This window comes from Flavobacterium sp. (assembly GCF_044360715.1).
Classification (GTDB): domain Bacteria; phylum Bacteroidota; class Bacteroidia; order Flavobacteriales; family Flavobacteriaceae; genus Flavobacterium.
Genome location: NZ_JBIKJY010000001.1, coordinates 26,255 through 43,214, shown reverse-complemented (window position 1 = coordinate 43,214; position 16,960 = coordinate 26,255). Strand labels below are relative to the sequence as shown.

The window sequence follows — 16,960 nt, the reverse complement described above, 5'->3', positions numbered from 1 at the left end:
AATAAATGCCCTTTATCTTATTTAGAATTAAAATAAATTACATTTTAAGATAAATTTAGGGTTTTTATAATTATTCTAATGTTGTATTTTTGTCCAAGTTTTTAAAAAAGTATGATGAAGCATTAGCTAAAACCATACCAAAAAATAAGTTTGATAATTAATTTTTAATATGAAAAAGTTGGGTAACCCTAAATCGTTTTCAAAAACTATCTTTTCTTTAGCACTTTCTGCATTTTTTGCAGTAGGTGTTTCAGCGCAAGAAGCTGTTGCAGCTGCTGCGCCTGTTGCAACCGCAGCGGCACCAGCAACTGGTTCAGGTGATCCGGTAAAAGGAAAAGAATTGTTTAACACTAATTGTGCCGCTTGTCACAAATTAGATGCAAAAATGACTGGTCCTGCATTGAGAGGTGTTGGCGATAAGTATGACAAAGAATGGTTGTACAAATGGATTAAAAATAGTTCAGACTTAATTAAGTCTGGTGATGCTAAAGCGGTAAAAGTGTACGAAGAATATGCGAAAGCAAATATGACGGCTTTTCCTCAATTATCTAATGGCGACATTGATAACATTATAGCATACACTATGGAAGTGGCTCCGGCAGCGGAAACTCCAAAAACAGCAACAGGTGGAACTGCTGAAAAATCAGAAGGCGGTGTATCAAATAACTTAATATTAGGTGTGTTAGCATTTGTGTTAGGTATTTTGGTATTTATGTTGGTTACTGTTAAACGATTATTGAAAAATGTAATAGAGTCTAAAGGCCTTGAAGTTGCAGAAGCACCAAAAGGATTACCTTTTTGGAAAGCATTTGTTAAAAATCAGTTTTTAATGGTGGTAACGGCTATATTATTCCTTTTAATTTCTGCTTACTATATGTATGGTTATTTTATGCAAATTGGAGTAGATCAAGGATATGAGCCAATTCAACCTATTCATTATTCACATAAAATTCACGCTGGTGAAAATGGTATTGATTGTAAATACTGTCACTCATCTGCAAGAGTTTCTAAAAATGCGGGTATTCCTTCATTAAATGTGTGTATGAATTGCCATAAAAACATTGCTGAATTCCAAGGTTCTAAAGATTCAACTTATGTAGAATATACTAAAGAATTTTACACAGGTGAAATTCAAAAATTGTATGATGCAGTTGGATGGGATAAAGCAACTCAAAAATACACAGGAAAAACAAAACCTGTAAAATGGGTAAGAATTCATAATTTACCAGATTTCGTATATTTTAATCACGCACAACACGTAACTGTTGGTGGTATTGAATGTCAAAAATGTCATGGTGAAGTGCAAACTTTCGAAGTAATGAAACAAGATCAACCATTAACTATGGGATGGTGTATTAACTGTCACAGAGAGACAAATGTGAAAGTTGAAGACAATGGTTATTACAAAAAAATCCACGAACAATTATCTAAAAAATTAGGTGTTTCTAAGTTGACAGCTGCTCAAATGGGTGGTTTAGAGTGTGGTAAATGTCACTACTAATAATAATATAAGAAGTTAATATCTATATACAATGGCATCAAACAAAAAATACTGGAAAAGTGTTGAAGAACTAAATGAAAATAGTTCTATTGTTGAGGCGTTACAAAGCAACGAATTTGTAGAGCAAATTCCTGTTGATGCGTTTTTAGGTGATAAAGAAAATCTTTCTAATTCATCTACTTCACGTCGTGACTTTTTAAAGTACGTTGGTTTCAGTACAGCCGCAGCATCATTAGCAGCTTGTGAAGGGCCGGTAATTAAGTCAATTCCTTATGTGGTTCAACCAGAAGAAATTATCCCTGGTGTAGCTGATTATTATGCTACAACTATAGCGGATGGGTATGATTTTGCGAATATTTTAATTAAAACTCGTGAAGGTCGTCCTATTAAAGTTGAAAACAATACAACTGAAGGAGCTGTAACAGGAGCAAACGCAAGAGTTCATGCTTCCGTTTTGTCTTTATATGATAATTTAAGATTGAAAAATCCTAAAATTGATAAAAAAGAGGCATCTTGGAATGAAGTAAATGCAAAGGTAAAAGCTAGTTTAGTTGACGCTAAAGCCAAAGGCGGTCAAGTTGTAGTTTTAACAAACACAACAGCAAGTCCTTCAACAGATAAATTAATTTCAGATTTAGCAACTAAATATACGAATGTTAAACACATTATATATGATGCAATTTCTGATTCTAATGCTTTAGATGCTTTTCAAGCGGTTTATGGTTTCAGAGGTTTAGCAAATTATAATTTTGCTGCAGCTGATACAATAGTTTCTGTTGGTGCTGATATCTTAGGAGATTGGCAAGGTGGTGGTTTTGATACAGGTTATGCAAAAGGACGTATTCCGAAAAACGGAAAAATGTCTAAACATATTCAAATTGAAGCAAATATGTCATTAGCTGGTGCTAATGCAGATAAAAGAATTCCTTTAACTATTGCTAATCAAAAATTAGCTTTAGTAAAATTATATAATGCTGTTACAGGTTCAAATGTTTCTGTTGCTAGTGTTGGTGCTTTAGATAAAGAAGTTGAAAAAGCGGCACAACAATTAAAAGCTGCTGGTTCAAAAGGAGTAGTGGTTACAGGTTTAGATGATTTTGATGCACAATATTTAGTGTTGGGTATCAATTTAGCTTTAAAATCTGAAGCTTTTAATCCTTCTGATGCTAAGTTAACCAGAAAAGGTGATGCAAAAGCAGTTGCTCAATTAGTAGCAGATATGAATGCTGGAAAAGTGCACACATTAATTATGAGTGGCGTAAATCCAGTATATACTTTAGCCAATTCTGCAGCATTTGTTGCAGGTTTAGGAAAAGTAAAATTATCTGTAGCATTTTCTACAAAAGAAGATGAAACGGCTACAAAAACTACAATCGCTGCTGCAGCAAGTCATTATTTAGAATCTTGGAATGATGTTGCAATTACACGTTCAAACTATAGTATTGCTCAGCCAACAATTCGTCCATTATTCAATACGAAACAATTTCAAGAAGCGTTATTAGCTTGGAATGATAATGCTACACCGTATTATGATTTCTTAAAAGGTTTTGCTTCTACTAATTTAGGTGGAAAAACTTGGAACCAAGCCGTTCACGATGGTTTTGTTGTAACTGCCGCTGGAAGTATATCTGTTCAAGCAGGTAACTTTGGAGCTTCAGCTACAAAACTTTCTGCTGCAAAATCAAATGGTTTAGACTTAGTTTTATATAGTAAAGTTGGAATGGGAGACGGGCAACAAGCCAACAACCCTTGGTTACAAGAGTTTCCAGATCCAATTACAAGAGTTTCTTGGGATAACTATGTAACCGTATCTAAAGCAGATGCTGAAAAATATAAATTAGAAAACTTTAATGTAGCAAACGGAGGTTTAAACGGAAGTTATGTTTCAATAAAAGTTGGAAATGCTACTTTAGAAAATGTACCAGTAATTATTCAACCAGGTCAAGCTGCTGGAACAATTGGTTTAGCTTTTGGTTACGGTAGAAAAGAAGCTTTAAAAGACGAAATGCAAACCGGTGTTAATGCATATACTTTATATGCAAACGGTAATGCAAATCAATCGGCTTCGGTTACTTTAACAGAAGGTGAGCACGAATTTGCTTGCGTACAATTACAAAGAACTTTAATGGGTAGAGGGGATATCGTAAAAGATACTACTTTATCTATATTCAATAAAGCGAATGAATCGGGTAATAAAGAAATTTATAATCCAACACCAGTGGTTTCATTAGATCACAAAGAAGTTGCTGCTACATCAGTAGATTTATGGGCTTCTTTTGACAGAACTACAGGTCACCATTTTAACTTATCTATCGATTTAAATGCTTGTACAGGTTGTGGCGCATGTGTTATCGCATGTCACGCTGAAAATAATGTACCAGTAGTTGGAAAAACTGAAATAAGAAGAAGTCGTGATATGCATTGGTTAAGAATCGACAGATATTATTCATCTGAAGAAACTTTTGCAGGTGATATTACTACTAAAAACAGTTCTGAAGGTTTAACAGGAACTATTTCAACTTTCCAAGAATTAGAAGATCCTTCTGCTAATCCACAAGTTGTTTTCCAGCCTGTAATGTGTCAGCACTGTAATCACGCTCCTTGTGAGACTGTATGTCCAGTTGCAGCTACATCGCACTCACGTCAAGGTCAAAACCATATGGCATACAACAGATGTGTTGGTACGCGTTACTGTGCAAATAACTGTCCGTATAAAGTACGTCGTTTCAACTGGTTCTTATATAACAAAAATGACGAGTTTGATTACCACATGAATGATGATTTAGGTCGTATGGTATTAAATCCAGATGTAAATGTACGTTCTCGTGGGGTTATGGAAAAATGTTCTATGTGTATCCAAATGACTCAAGCTACCATATTAAAAGCTAAGAAAGAAGGAAATGAAGTTGGTAAAGATGATTTCCAAACGGCTTGTTCTGCAGCTTGTACTTCAGGAGCTATGATTTTTGGAGATGTTAATAATAAAGAATCAGATGTTGCGCAACTTTTAGAAGACGACAGAATGTATCATTTATTAGAAAGCATTGGAACAAAACCAAACGTAATGTATCACGTTAAGGTAAGAAACGATAAATAATTATTAATAGAAACAATATAAAGGATTATGTCTCATTACGAAGCACCCATTAGAAAACCTTTGGTTATTGGTGATAAATCTTATCACGATATAACTGTAGATGTAGCTCGTCCAGTAGAAGGAAGAGCTAACAAATTATGGTGGACAGTATTTTCAATAGCATTAGCTGCGTTCCTTTGGGGACTTGGTTGTATGGTATACACAATTACAACAGGTATCGGTACTTGGGGTTTAAATAAAACAATTGGATGGGCTTGGGATATTACCAACTTCGTTTGGTGGGTAGGTATTGGTCACGCAGGAACACTTATTTCTGCTGTACTTTTATTATTCCGTCAAAAATGGAGAATGGCGATTAACCGTTCAGCAGAAGCGATGACTATTTTCTCTGTAATTCAAGCAGGTTTGTTCCCAATTATTCACATGGGTCGTCCATGGTTAGCATATTGGGTATTACCAATTCCAAATCAATTCGGATCATTATGGGTGAATTTTAACTCACCATTATTATGGGACGTATTTGCAATTTCAACGTATTTATCTGTATCATTGGTGTTCTGGTGGACAGGTTTATTACCAGATTTCGCAATGCTTAGAGATAGAGCAATCACACCATTTAATAAAAGAGTATATTCTATCCTTTCTTTTGGATGGAGTGGAAGAGCAAAAGACTGGCAACGTTTTGAAGAAGTGTCTTTAGTATTGGCTGGTTTAGCAACTCCTCTTGTACTTTCTGTACACACAATTGTATCTTTTGACTTTGCTACTTCAGTTATTCCTGGTTGGCATACTACTATTTTACCTCCATATTTTGTGGCAGGTGCGGTATTCTCAGGGTTTGCAATGGTAAATACATTATTAATTGTAATGCGTAAAGTATCAGGTTTAGAAGATTATATCACCGTACAACACATTGAATTAATGAACATCATTATTATGATTACGGGTTCAATTGTGGGATGTGCTTATATTACAGAGTTATTTGTAGCTTGGTATTCAGGAGTAGAGTATGAACAATATGCATTCCTTAATAGAGCTACTGGACCTTACTGGTGGTCATATTGGTTAATGATGACTTGTAACGTGTTCTCTCCACAATTTATGTGGTTCAAAAAATTAAGAACAAGTATTGCCTTTTCTTTCATTATTTCTATTGTAGTAAACATTGGTATGTGGTTTGAACGTTTCGTAATTATCGTAACTTCATTACACAGAGATTATTTACCATCATCTTGGACCATGTTCCAACCAACTTTTGTTGACGCAGGTATATTTATTGGAACTATTGGATTCTTCTTCGTATTGTTCTTATTATATTCAAGAAGTTTCCCAGTAATTGCTCAAGCAGAGGTAAAAACAATCTTAAAATCATCTGGAGATAATTTCAAAAGAGAAAGAGCAGATAGTAAACCACATCATGATCATCACGGACATGATGCTCACGAAGGACACGATCATCATTAATATAAAGAATTATGAGTAATAAAGTAGTACACGCTATATATAACGACGATGATATTTTGTTAGCTGCAGTTCATAAAACTAAAGCGGCACACTATCATATTGAAGAAGTTTATACGCCATTTCCAGTTCACGGACTTGATAAGGCGATGGGTTTACCAGCAACACGACTTGCAATTTGTGCATTTCTATATGGTATAACAGGACTATTTGTATATTTTAATCTGTTAAGATATATAATGATTAAAGATTGGCCTCAAGATATTGGTGGAAAGCCATCTTTTGAATTTATCCAAAATATGCCTGCATTCGTACCTGTTTTATTTGAAGGAACCGTATTTTTTGCAGCTCACTTAATGGTTATTACTTTTTATATGAGAAGTAAATTATGGCCATTTAAAAAAGCAGAGAATCCAGATGTAAGAACTACGGATGACCATTTCTTAATGGAAGTTGGTGTTCATGATAATGAAGAAGAATTGGTTTTTTTCTTCAAAAACACCGGAGCAGTAGAAGTAAAAGTAATTGATAAGCATTAATAGGTATGAAAAGTATTTTAAATATATTGACATTAGTTGGAGCATCTTTGCTAATGACATCTTGTTTTGATAAATCTGCGCCTAATTATCAGCTTTTTCCAAACATGTACGAGCCAATTTCTTATGAAACATATGGAGAATCGGACGTTTTCAATTCACCTACAGGTGAAAAAGGAAAAGTAAGTCAAATTCCACCAGCTGGAACAATTAAACAAGGGTTTGTTCCTTATGAAATTCCAAATACTCCAGAAGGGTATATAGCTTCAAAAAATAATGTTTCTCCATTAGCTGCTGATCAAGTTGATGCAGAAAAAGGAAAAGAATTATTTACTATTTATTGTGCTATTTGTCACGGTGAAGGTGGAGATGGAAAAGGGAATTTAGTAAAGAGAGAGAAATTTCTAGGGGTTCCTAGTTATAAAGATAGAGTAATTACTACAGGTAGCGTATTTCATGTTGTTACTTATGGTTTGAACTCAATGGGTTCTCATGCAAATCAATTGTCAAAAGAAGAAAGATGGCAAGTTGCTGATTATGTTATGAAACTTAAATCAGAATTAAAATAGTATTACTTTTTAGAAAAAATAAAAATATGTACCAGTTTTCTAGTAGATTAAAAAGCTTTTCATTCGCCTTAATGATTTTAGGTATTTTAGGAATCGGTTACGGTTTCTGGTCAGCACCTAAAACTGATGAAGATGTTGAAGCAATCTTAAAAGAGCAAGAAGCTCATCATGGTGGTGCACACCACGATACTCATGCCGAAGCAACACATTCTGATGCTTCTCATGAGGAACATGCTAATGCAGAAGCACACACTTCTCACGAAGCTTCAACTCATAAAGTTGAAAGTGCAGATTCAGTTAGCCATGAAGTAGCCCATGTAGCAGTTGATTCTGCTGCACATTCAACACACGACTCTACAATTGTAGCTATTGCTCCTGTTGTGACTAATTCTAAAAGTGATATTTACGTAAGTAAGTTTCATAAAGAAATTGTTGATCACGAAGCTGAGCACAAAGAACATGTAGCACATGTAAAACATCAATTGCAAAATAAACCATGGTCTGCATTATATGTAGCTTGTATTTTCTTTATGCTAATTGCAGTTGGCGCCCTAGCTTTTTATGCAATCCAATGGGTGGCACAAGCAGGTTGGTCGCCAATGTTGTTTAGAGTAATGGAAGGAATTACAGCCTATGTGTTACCAGGTTCAATTATTTTCTTTATTTTATTAGCTTTAGCAGGTTTCCATTTTAATCATATGTTTACATGGATGGCAGATGGTGTTACAGACCCTAATAGTTCAAATTATGATCATATTATTGCTGGTAAATCTGGTTTCTTAAATGTGCCTTTTTTCTTAATTAGAGCAGCAATTTTCTTAATTGGTTGGAATTTATTTAGATATGTTTCTAGAAAAAATTCAATCAAATTAGATGAAACAAAAGATATGTCTTTCTTTAAGAAAAATTATAATGCTGCGGCAATGTTCTTAGTATTCTTCATTATTTCTGAGTCTATGATGTCTTGGGATTGGATTATGTCTGTAGATCCTCACTGGTATAGTACGTTATTCGGTTGGTATGTTTTTGCAAGTTTCTTTGTAAGTGGTATCACTATGATTACTTTAACAACTATTTATTTGAAAAATAAAGGTTTATTACCAGAAGTTAATAAATCGCATTTACATGATTTAGCTAAATTTATGTTTGGTATCAGTGTATTCTGGACCTACTTATGGTTTTCTCAATTTATGTTAATGTGGTATTCTAATATTCCTGAAGAAGTTACTTATTTTGTAACGCGTATAGAGAACTATAATTTACCTTTCTTTGGAATGGTTGTTATGAATTTCGTATTCCCTTTATTAATATTAATGAATGCCGACTTTAAACGCCTTCAGTGGGTTGTTGTTATGGCTGGTATCGTAATATTAGCAGGTCATTATGTTGATTTCTTTAACATGATTATGCCTGCAACTGTTGGTGATCAATGGTTTATTGGGGTATCAGAAATTAGTTCGGTACTTTTCTTCGCAGGATTATTTATTTTTGTTGTTTTCACGGCATTAACAAAAGCACCATTAGCTTCTGAAGGAAATCCTTACATAGAAGAAAGCAAACATTTTCATTATTAATAATTAATTAACGAAATAAACAAATGAACGGTTTATTGATACTTTTAATCATAGTTTTATTAGGTGTTGCAGCATGGCAATTATCTAAGATATTTAGTCTAACACAAATTGGTACTGCAAAAGATGATTCTGCAATAGCTACAGATAAAGACAACAATATAAATGGATATTTAATGTTTGCATTCGTAGCATTTATATACATTTTTACAATTTATTCATTTGTTAAATGGGGTAGTTTTGTATTAGATACGCCAGCATCATTACACGGTAAAGATGTTGATAATTTGATGAATATCTCAATGGCAATTATCTTTTTTGTACAAACATTAACACAATTTTTATTGCATTATTTTGCTTTTAAATACAGAGGTAAAGAAGGTCAAAAAGCCTTGTACTTTGCTGATAATAATAAATTAGAGGCAGTTTGGACAATTATTCCTGTAATTGTATTAGCCGTTTTAATTCTTTATGGATTATATACTTGGAATCAAATTATGTATGTAAACGAAGATGAAGAAGTAATTAATGTAGAGCTTTACGCGAAACAATTTGCTTGGGAAGCACGTTATGCAGGTGAAGATAATACGTTAGGAAAAGCAAATGTTCGTTATATTAAAGATGTAAATACACTTGGTGTTGATATGTCTGATCCAGCATCACAAGATGATAAAGTAGTAGCTGAAATTCATTTACCTGTTGGTAAGAAAATTCATTTCAGAATGCGTTCTCAAGATGTATTACACTCAGCTTATATGCCTCACTTTAGAGCGCAAATGAATTGTGTTCCTGGTATGGTTACTGAATTTGCTTTTGTTCCAACATTAACAACAGCTGAAATGCGTGGAACAGCTATGATGATGAAAAAAGTTGACGGTATTAATAAAATTAGAGCTAAAAAATCAGAAGCATTAGTTGCCGAAGGAAAACCTGCTTTAGAGCCTTATACTTTTGACTATTTATTATTGTGTAACAAAATTTGTGGTGCCTCTCATTACAATATGCAATTAAAAATTATTGTAGAGTCTGAAGCAGATTACAAAAAATGGTTAAAAGAACAAAAAACAATTTCTGTTGCAGTAAAAGAAGCCAATGCTCCTAAAGTAGATCCTGCAATTAATCCTGCTGATGCAAAAGTAGTTGTAGATTCTACTAAAACATTAGCACAAGTTGTAACAAAAAAATAAATTAAGATTCAAAAAATAATATAATTATTATGTCACACGATCACGGTCATCATAAAGATACTTTCATTACTAAATACATTTTTAGTATTGATCATAAAATGATTGCTAAGCAATACTTAATTTCAGGTTTGTTGATGGGAATTATAGGGGTAGTATTATCTTTATTCTTCAGAATGCAAATTGCTTGGCCAGAAGAATCTTTTGAAATTTTTAAAGTATTCTTAGGGGAAAGAATGGCTCCAGGTGGAGTTATGAGAAATGATATTTACTTGGCTTTAGTTACCATACATGGTACAATCATGGTCTTCTTTGTATTAACTGCAGGATTGTCGGGGACGTTTAGTAACTTACTAATTCCATTGCAAATTGGTGCTCGAGATATGGCTTCAGGCTTCATGAATATGTTGTCTTTTTGGATGTTCTTTATTTCTTGTGTGATTATGATTGCCTCTTTATTTGTTGAATCGGGTCCTGCATCAGCGGGTTGGACAATTTATCCACCACTTTCTGCAATTGAAGAAGCGATACCAGGTTCTGGAATGGGAATGACTTTATGGTTAGTTTCAATGGCTATTTTCATAGCGTCTTCATTAATGGGTTCTTTAAATTATATCGTAACCGTTATTAATTTAAGAACAGAAGGTATGACGATGACAAGATTGCCACTTACAGTTTGGGCTTTCTTTGTAACTGCAATTATTGGAGTTATTTCATTCCCAGTATTGTTTTCTGCGGCTTTATTGTTAATTTTTGATAGAAGTTTTGGTACATCTTTTTACTTATCAGATATTTTTATTAAAGGTGAAGTATTACATTACCAAGGAGGTTCGCCAGTTTTATTCGAACACTTATTTTGGTTCTTAGGTCACCCTGAGGTATATATCGTATTATTACCAGCTTTAGGAATTACGTCTGAAGTTATCGCAACGAACTCAAGAAAACCGATTTTTGGATACCGTGCAATGATTGCATCTATTATCGCAATTGCATTTTTATCAACAATTGTTTGGGGTCACCATATGTTTATTTCAGGAATGAATCCTTTCTTAGGTTCGGTATTTACATTCACAACCTTATTAATTGCAATTCCTTCTGCTGTAAAAGCATTTAACTATATCACTACATTATGGAAAGGTAACTTACAATTAAACCCAGGTATGTTATTCTCAATTGGTTTGGTTTCAACTTTCATTACTGGAGGTTTAACAGGAATCATTTTAGGAGACAGTACTTTGGATATTAACGTACATGATACGTATTTTGTAGTAGCGCATTTCCACTTAGTAATGGGTATTTCAGCATTATACGGTTTCTTCGCTGGTGTATACCACTGGTTCCCAAGAATGTTCGGAAGAATGATGAACAAAACACAAGGATATATTCACTTTTGGGTAACTGCAGTTTGTGCTTACGGGGTTTTCTTCCCAATGCACTTTATTGGAATGGCAGGTTTACCAAGAAGATACTACACCAACTCTAACTTTCCATTATTTGACGAGTTAGCAGACACTAACGTATTAATTACTGTTTTTGCTTTAGTTGGAGCAGCGTTCCAATTGGTTTTCTTCTGGAATTTCTTCTACAGTATTTTCAAAGGTAAAAAAGCACCAATGAATCCATGGCGTTCTAATACTTTAGAATGGACTGCACCAGTTGAGCATATGCATGGTAACTGGCCTGGAGAAATCCCAGCTGTACACCGTTGGCCATATGACTACAGTAAACCAGGCCATGATGAAGATTTTGTACCGCAAAACGTACCAATGAAAGATGGTGAAGTAGAATTACATCACTAAAATATATAAAAAAAGTCCTAATGAAAATTAGGATTTTTTTTTGTGTACAACGAAATTGAAACTTAGCTCATAAAACAATATTTATTTGCTATTTAATTGTACTGAAATTCTAATAACTGAAATGGGTTTTTATTTTACTACTCAGATATTTTCTTCTTGACCAATAATGTACCTTGCAGTACTTTCTAAATTTGAACCTTAATGTTTTTAAACCATTAAATCAAAACACCACCACTCCAATTTGAAATGAAATTCGTAAAAGTAAATACCTGCGGTAGTACTTAAAAACAAAAAACCCAGCAAGCGCCAGGTTTTTTTAATATTGTATAGTCTAAAATAAATTATATTCCCAACACCAATTTAGCGATAGTAAAATAAATAATAATTCCTATAATGTCATTACTAGTTGTAATAAAAGGTCCAGTGGCTAATGCAGGATCCACGCCATATTTATCTAAAACAATCGGAATAAATGTTCCAATTAATGAGGCGATAACAATTACACTTAATAATGCTATAGAAACGGTGATGCCAATTATAAATTCGTAGCCAAGTAGAAAATGACTACCAAGAATTAAAATTCCAGCTAAAATACTTCCGTTTAATAAACTTAACGATAATTCTTTTAATAATCGGTTCCATAAACTTCCTGTGATGGAGTTGTTTGCCAAACCTTGCACCACAATAGCACTTGATTGAACTCCAACATTTCCTGCCATTGCAGCAATAAGTGGCGTAAAGAATAACAACATTCTGTGACTTTCCATCATAGGTTCAAAAATACCTAATACTTTTACGGAAATAAAACCACCAAATAAAGCTAAAACTAACCAAGGTAAACGTGCTTTGGTTAGTTCCAAAATGCTATCATCTGCCTCAACGTCTTGCGAGATACCGGCAGCTAACTGATAATCTTTATCAGCTTCTTCTTTTATAATATCAATAATATCGTCAATTGTAACGCGACCAACTAATCTGCCTAATTCATCCACAACAGGAATGGCTTCTAAGTCATATTTCTGCATAATTCGGGCTACTTCTACGTCTTTAGTTTCCACTCTAACGTAATCTACTTTTTTTATGTAAATATCGCTTATTTGTGTTTTGGTAGAAGTCGTCAATAAATCTTTTAACGACAAACGTCCTTTTAAACGGTCTTCGTCATCTACAACATAAATTGAATGTACTCGAGTAACATTTTCTGCCTGATGACGCATTTCTTTCACGCAGGTTAATACGTTCCAATTTTCGTTTACTCGTACTAATTCTTTTGCCATAATACCACCTGCGGTATTTTCGTCATAACGTAACAGGTCAACAATATCTTTTGCGTGTTCCACATCTTCAAGCTCCGAAATTACTTGTGCTTTTTTAGATTGAGGTAACTCGGCAATAATATCTGCCGCATCATCGGTGTCTAATTCATCAAGTTCTTCGGCAATTTCTTTTGCAGATAAGGTGCTTAAAATTGTTTCACGAACTTCTTCATCAAGTTCAAGAAGAATTTCAGCAGTAATTTCAGAATCTAATAAATTGAAAATATAAATGGCTTCGGACGTATCCAAATCATTCATAATTTCAGCAATATCAGCAAAGTGAATTTCGTGCAAAATAGTTTCCAACTCAACAATGTTATTTTGCTGAATTAAATTTTCAATTTGCGTGATAAGTTCTTTACTGATTTTAAATTCCATCTGCCGCTATTTTTTGTGTTAAAGAAATAAATTCTTCTACAGATAATTGTTCAGGTCGTTGTGCAAAGATAGTATCTTCTTGTAATTTATCGGATAAATTTAAACTTTTTAAACTATTTCTTAAGGTTTTTCTTCTTTGCTGAAATGCGGTTTTTACCACTTTAAATAATAATTTTTCATCGCAAGGCAATTCGTAATTTTCTTTTCGAGTCATACGCATCACACCTGAATCGACTTTCGGTGGTGGATTAAAAACCGTTGGTGGTACCGTAAATAAGTATTCTACATCGTAAAAGGCTTGTGCTAAAACGGATAAAATGCCATACACTTTACTTCCTTTTTTACTACAAATTCGTTCTGCCACTTCTTTTTGGAACATTCCTGAAAATTCTGGAATAAATTGACGTATTTCTAACGTTTTAAAAACAATTTGTGTGGAAATATTATAAGGAAAGTTACCAATTATTGCAAATTGTTCGTCTTTAAAAGCGGTTTGCCAATCGTGACGTAAAAAATCTAATGAGAAAATGTTATTCGCTAATTTTAAATAATGCGCTTGTAAATATGCAACGGATTCGGTGTCAATTTCAACAACAAACGTTTCGTAAGGTTTTTCTAATAAATATTTTGTTAAAACACCCATCCCCGGACCAATTTCTAACACTTTTTTGTAGTTAGTACCTACCAACGAATCGGCAATTTGCTGTGCAATGCCTTCATCTGTAAGAAAATGTTGCCCTAAATGTTTTTTTGCTTTAACTGACATATATTTTATTTAAATTTCAAATTCGTAAATCCCAATTCGTAATTCGTAAATGAATTAGTTTTCATTACTGAAAAACTCGTTTAATACTTCTAATTCGGTTCTAAAAGCTAACATTTTATCACCAAATAAACGAAGACCTTCCTCTCGCAAAGCTGGCGCGAAAGTTTTATAATATTGTTGAAGTTTTTCTTTACTTTCTGCAGAATATTGAATGGAATACGTAGTTCCTCCCATTTCTTCTTCAACTAAAACTTTTGAAAGTTTCGCTTTATAAAAACAGCCAGTAGCCAAAACGTCTCCAATATGTTTGGTCTTTAACCAATTTAACCATTGGTCGTGAACACTGTCGTCTATATTTATGGTAACATTATAAATAATCATATGCTTAATTTTTTACAAAGATACTTTTTAAATATCAAAGTTCAATGGCAATGCTAATTTCAAAAATAGCAACAATTCTTTTTCTTTTTATTTGGGCGTGCCCCTATGGGTCGGGCTTTCCGTTCCCGCTTTTTTTGTACCGAAGAAAAATCGGAACAAAAAAGAGCTCCACTGCAATCCCTCACGCATAAACCTGCTATTATAATACTTTGTATGTCAAGAGATTTCTAAATTTTAATAATTTCTTCAATCTGTGTTTAAAAATAAAAAAACTCCCAACTAAATATTATATTTGTAAAATGAATGAAAATTTAGATCCTAACAAAGAGCGTTTTACGCCACAAGAATTAGATATTGAAAAAGCACTGCGACCATTAAGTTTTGATGATTTTGCAGGACAAGACCACGTGCTTGAAAATTTAAAAGTATTTGTGGCAGCTGCAAACCAACGTGGTGAAGCGCTTGATCACGCCCTGTTTCACGGTCCTCCAGGATTAGGAAAAACTACTTTAGCGAGTATTTTAGCGAATGAATTGGGTGTTGGAATCAAAATCACATCAGGTCCAGTATTGGATAAACCAGGCGATTTAGCAGGTTTGTTAACCAATTTAGAAGAACGCGATGTGTTATTCATTGACGAAATTCATCGGTTATCTCCCATAGTAGAAGAATATTTGTATTCTGCTATGGAAGACTATAAAATTGATATTATGATTGAATCGGGTCCGAATGCCCGTTCGGTTCAAATTAATTTAAATCCGTTTACGTTAGTGGGTGCCACTACACGTTCTGGTTTGTTAACCGCTCCAATGCGTGCCCGTTTCGGAATTCAAAGTCGTTTACATTATTATAATACCGAATTATTAGCCACAATTATCGAAAGAAGTTCTGGAATTCTTAACGTGCCTATCGACTTAGAAGCCGCTATTGAAATCGCTGGAAGAAGTAGAGGAACACCTCGTATCGCCAATGCTTTATTACGAAGAGTTAGAGATTTTGCACAAATAAAAGGAAACGGAAGTATCGATATAGAAATAGCGCGTTACGCCCTAAAAGCCCTAAATGTTGATGCCAATGGTTTAGACGAAATGGATAATAAAATTTTAACTACTTTAATTGACAAATTCAAAGGTGGGCCTGTAGGATTAACCACTTTAGCCACAGCCGTGTCAGAAAACGGAGAAACCATTGAAGAAGTGTACGAACCTTTTTTAATCCAAGAAGGCTTTTTAATGCGAACACCCAGAGGCCGAGAAGCAACAGAAAAAGCCTACAAACATTTAGGAAGAATAAAAGGCCTAAACCAAGGGGAATTATTTTAGTTATTTTGAGAGCGTAGCTCAAAGTCGGGAGACTTTGCGCAGCGGGAGAAAATATAAAACAGAAAAAGCCCCAAATATAATTTGGGACTTTTCAAAAAAACTAACTTTAAAAATATAATTTTACTTGAGCACGGATATTAATCCGCACAATTGGTTATAACTTTATTGGTTTATGAGGAATGGTGTTTTGCCGTCTGTAACAATAATTTTAGCATTTGGCGATTTAGACAACTCATTAAATGCATCAATACTTCTCAACTTGATAATCTCATTTGTCAACCCTTCTGATAGAATTTTTTGAGCATCTCTAGTTCCTTTGGCTTCTATGATTTTTCTTTCTGCTTCAAATTTTTCTTGTTGCAAAACAAATTCCATTCTCATAGCATCTTGTTCCGCTCTTAATTTACTTTCAATAGATTGAGACAATCCAATAGGAAGTTGAATACTTTTCATTAATACAGATTCAATCGCTATTCCTTTGTTAAGCAAATTGTCAGCCATTTTCTTTAATATGTCAGCCTCAATTTCAGATCTTTTTCCAGAATGCATATCTTTTGCATAATATTGAGAACAGATGTCTGCCGATGCAGATCTAAATACATTGGCAATAATTCCCTCGTAATTAAGTCCTAAGTCATTTACAATTTTTACCACTTCAGTCTTTTCTAACCTGTAAAGAATTGAAATTTGAGAAGTAATACTTAAACCCTCTTTACTAGGTAAATTTAAGCTTAATTCTAAATTTCTTGTTTGAATGGAAGTTATTACGATTTTTGAAGTAATTGGATTAAAAAAAACGGGCCCCTGACTGTATACTTGATCGGATAATCTGCCTAGCTTTTGTTTTAAACCTACTTCACCCGGTTTTATAGTTACACAACTAGTAAGCGCGAAACTTATCATTAAAATTAAAAAATGTTTTTTCATAACTTTATTTTTTTCAAATTTCAGTAATTTAATTCATATATTTTTATTTATATTTTGAATATAAAGTATAAATAAAATTTATGCGTATTTATTATTTTAATTTAATTAGTCAAAAATAAAAACAACATTTCGATTTAAAAATTTTGACATTA

The 16,960-nt window shown here is 33.5% G+C and carries 13 protein-coding genes; 9 read left to right on the top strand and 4 right to left on the bottom strand.

What is annotated here, in order from left to right:
- Positions 1 to 169 precede the first annotated feature (169 nt).
- The 8 genes from ACIQ16_RS00165 to ACIQ16_RS00130 are packed head-to-tail and all read left to right on the top strand — an operon-like array spanning position 170 to position 11,718.
- Positions 170 to 1,501: a cytochrome c3 family protein gene (locus ACIQ16_RS00165; RefSeq protein WP_396147994.1), complete on the top strand. Its 1,332-nt coding sequence runs from the start codon at positions 170 to 172 to the stop codon at positions 1,499 to 1,501.
- Between the two features lie 31 nt (positions 1,502 to 1,532).
- Positions 1,533 to 4,598 carry a TAT-variant-translocated molybdopterin oxidoreductase gene (locus tag ACIQ16_RS00160; protein ID WP_396147993.1) on the top strand — a complete coding sequence of 1,022 codons (3,066 nt, stop codon included), beginning with the start codon at positions 1,533 to 1,535 and terminating at the stop codon, positions 4,596 to 4,598.
- Between the two features lie 24 nt (positions 4,599 to 4,622).
- Positions 4,623 to 6,062 (top strand): NrfD/PsrC family molybdoenzyme membrane anchor subunit, encoded by a 1,440-nt coding sequence (gene nrfD / locus ACIQ16_RS00155; RefSeq protein ID WP_396148100.1) that lies wholly within the window; start codon positions 4,623 to 4,625, stop codon positions 6,060 to 6,062.
- Between the two features lie 11 nt (positions 6,063 to 6,073).
- A complete protein-coding gene (locus tag ACIQ16_RS00150) occupies positions 6,074 to 6,598 on the top strand; it encodes a DUF3341 domain-containing protein (RefSeq protein WP_396147992.1) in 525 nt (174 codons plus the stop codon).
- 5 nt (positions 6,599 to 6,603) lie between these two features.
- Positions 6,604 to 7,164: a c-type cytochrome gene (locus ACIQ16_RS00145; protein ID WP_396147991.1), complete on the top strand. Its 561-nt coding sequence runs from the start codon at positions 6,604 to 6,606 to the stop codon at positions 7,162 to 7,164.
- Between the two features lie 26 nt (positions 7,165 to 7,190).
- Positions 7,191 to 8,738: a quinol:cytochrome C oxidoreductase gene (locus ACIQ16_RS00140; RefSeq protein ID WP_396147990.1), complete on the top strand. Its 1,548-nt coding sequence runs from the start codon at positions 7,191 to 7,193 to the stop codon at positions 8,736 to 8,738.
- Positions 8,739 to 8,761: 23 nt separating this feature from the next.
- Positions 8,762 to 9,922 (top strand): cytochrome c oxidase subunit II, encoded by a 1,161-nt coding sequence (locus ACIQ16_RS00135; RefSeq protein WP_396147989.1) that lies wholly within the window; start codon positions 8,762 to 8,764, stop codon positions 9,920 to 9,922.
- 29 nt (positions 9,923 to 9,951) lie between these two features.
- Complete coding sequence (locus ACIQ16_RS00130) at positions 9,952 to 11,718, top strand: cbb3-type cytochrome c oxidase subunit I (protein ID WP_396147988.1); 1,767 nt, start codon at positions 9,952 to 9,954, stop codon at positions 11,716 to 11,718.
- A gap of 341 nt (positions 11,719 to 12,059) precedes the next feature.
- Here the strand turns inward: ACIQ16_RS00130 and mgtE are convergent, their stop codons facing one another.
- The 3 genes from mgtE to ACIQ16_RS00115 are packed head-to-tail and all read right to left on the bottom strand — an operon-like array spanning position 12,060 to position 14,559.
- On the bottom strand, positions 12,060 to 13,412 hold the full coding sequence (gene mgtE / locus ACIQ16_RS00125; RefSeq protein ID WP_353078408.1) for a magnesium transporter: 1,353 nt from the start codon (positions 13,410 to 13,412) through the stop codon (positions 12,060 to 12,062).
- Positions 13,402 to 14,178, bottom strand: coding sequence for a 16S rRNA (adenine(1518)-N(6)/adenine(1519)-N(6))-dimethyltransferase RsmA (gene rsmA / locus ACIQ16_RS00120; RefSeq protein ID WP_396147987.1), 777 nt, complete (start codon positions 14,176 to 14,178; stop codon positions 13,402 to 13,404). The genes mgtE and rsmA overlap by 11 nt, the downstream gene beginning before the upstream one ends.
- A gap of 54 nt (positions 14,179 to 14,232) precedes the next feature.
- Positions 14,233 to 14,559: a DUF4286 family protein gene (locus ACIQ16_RS00115; protein WP_396147986.1), complete on the bottom strand. Its 327-nt coding sequence runs from the start codon at positions 14,557 to 14,559 to the stop codon at positions 14,233 to 14,235.
- 299 nt (positions 14,560 to 14,858) lie between these two features.
- Here ACIQ16_RS00115 and ruvB point away from each other — a divergent pair, with 299 nt between their 5' ends.
- The gene (ruvB, locus tag ACIQ16_RS00110; protein WP_353078414.1) at positions 14,859 to 15,881 is read left to right on the top strand and encodes a Holliday junction branch migration DNA helicase RuvB; all 1,023 of its coding nucleotides are present in this window, start codon (positions 14,859 to 14,861) and stop codon (positions 15,879 to 15,881) included.
- 162 nt (positions 15,882 to 16,043) lie between these two features.
- Here ruvB and ACIQ16_RS00105 read toward each other — a convergent pair whose 3' ends face one another.
- On the bottom strand, positions 16,044 to 16,808 hold the full coding sequence (locus ACIQ16_RS00105; RefSeq protein WP_396147985.1) for a prohibitin family protein: 765 nt from the start codon (positions 16,806 to 16,808) through the stop codon (positions 16,044 to 16,046).
- Positions 16,809 to 16,960: the final 152 nt, after the last annotated feature.

Coding starts and splice junctions, on each gene's coding strand:
- ACIQ16_RS00165 (WP_396147994.1), top strand. CDS start 170: ATGAAAAAGTTGGGTAACCCTAAATCGTTTTCAAAAACTATCTTTTCT.
- ACIQ16_RS00160 (WP_396147993.1), top strand. CDS start 1,533: ATGGCATCAAACAAAAAATACTGGAAAAGTGTTGAAGAACTAAATGAA.
- ACIQ16_RS00150 (WP_396147992.1), top strand. CDS start 6,074: ATGAGTAATAAAGTAGTACACGCTATATATAACGACGATGATATTTTG.
- ACIQ16_RS00145 (WP_396147991.1), top strand. CDS start 6,604: ATGAAAAGTATTTTAAATATATTGACATTAGTTGGAGCATCTTTGCTA.
- ACIQ16_RS00140 (WP_396147990.1), top strand. CDS start 7,191: ATGTACCAGTTTTCTAGTAGATTAAAAAGCTTTTCATTCGCCTTAATG.
- ACIQ16_RS00135 (WP_396147989.1), top strand. CDS start 8,762: ATGAACGGTTTATTGATACTTTTAATCATAGTTTTATTAGGTGTTGCA.
- ACIQ16_RS00130 (WP_396147988.1), top strand. CDS start 9,952: ATGTCACACGATCACGGTCATCATAAAGATACTTTCATTACTAAATAC.
- mgtE (WP_353078408.1), bottom strand. CDS start 13,412: ATGGAATTTAAAATCAGTAAAGAACTTATCACGCAAATTGAAAATTTA.
- rsmA (WP_396147987.1), bottom strand. CDS start 14,178: ATGTCAGTTAAAGCAAAAAAACATTTAGGGCAACATTTTCTTACAGAT.
- ACIQ16_RS00115 (WP_396147986.1), bottom strand. CDS start 14,559: ATGATTATTTATAATGTTACCATAAATATAGACGACAGTGTTCACGAC.
- ruvB (WP_353078414.1), top strand. CDS start 14,859: ATGAATGAAAATTTAGATCCTAACAAAGAGCGTTTTACGCCACAAGAA.
- ACIQ16_RS00105 (WP_396147985.1), bottom strand. CDS start 16,808: ATGAAAAAACATTTTTTAATTTTAATGATAAGTTTCGCGCTTACTAGT.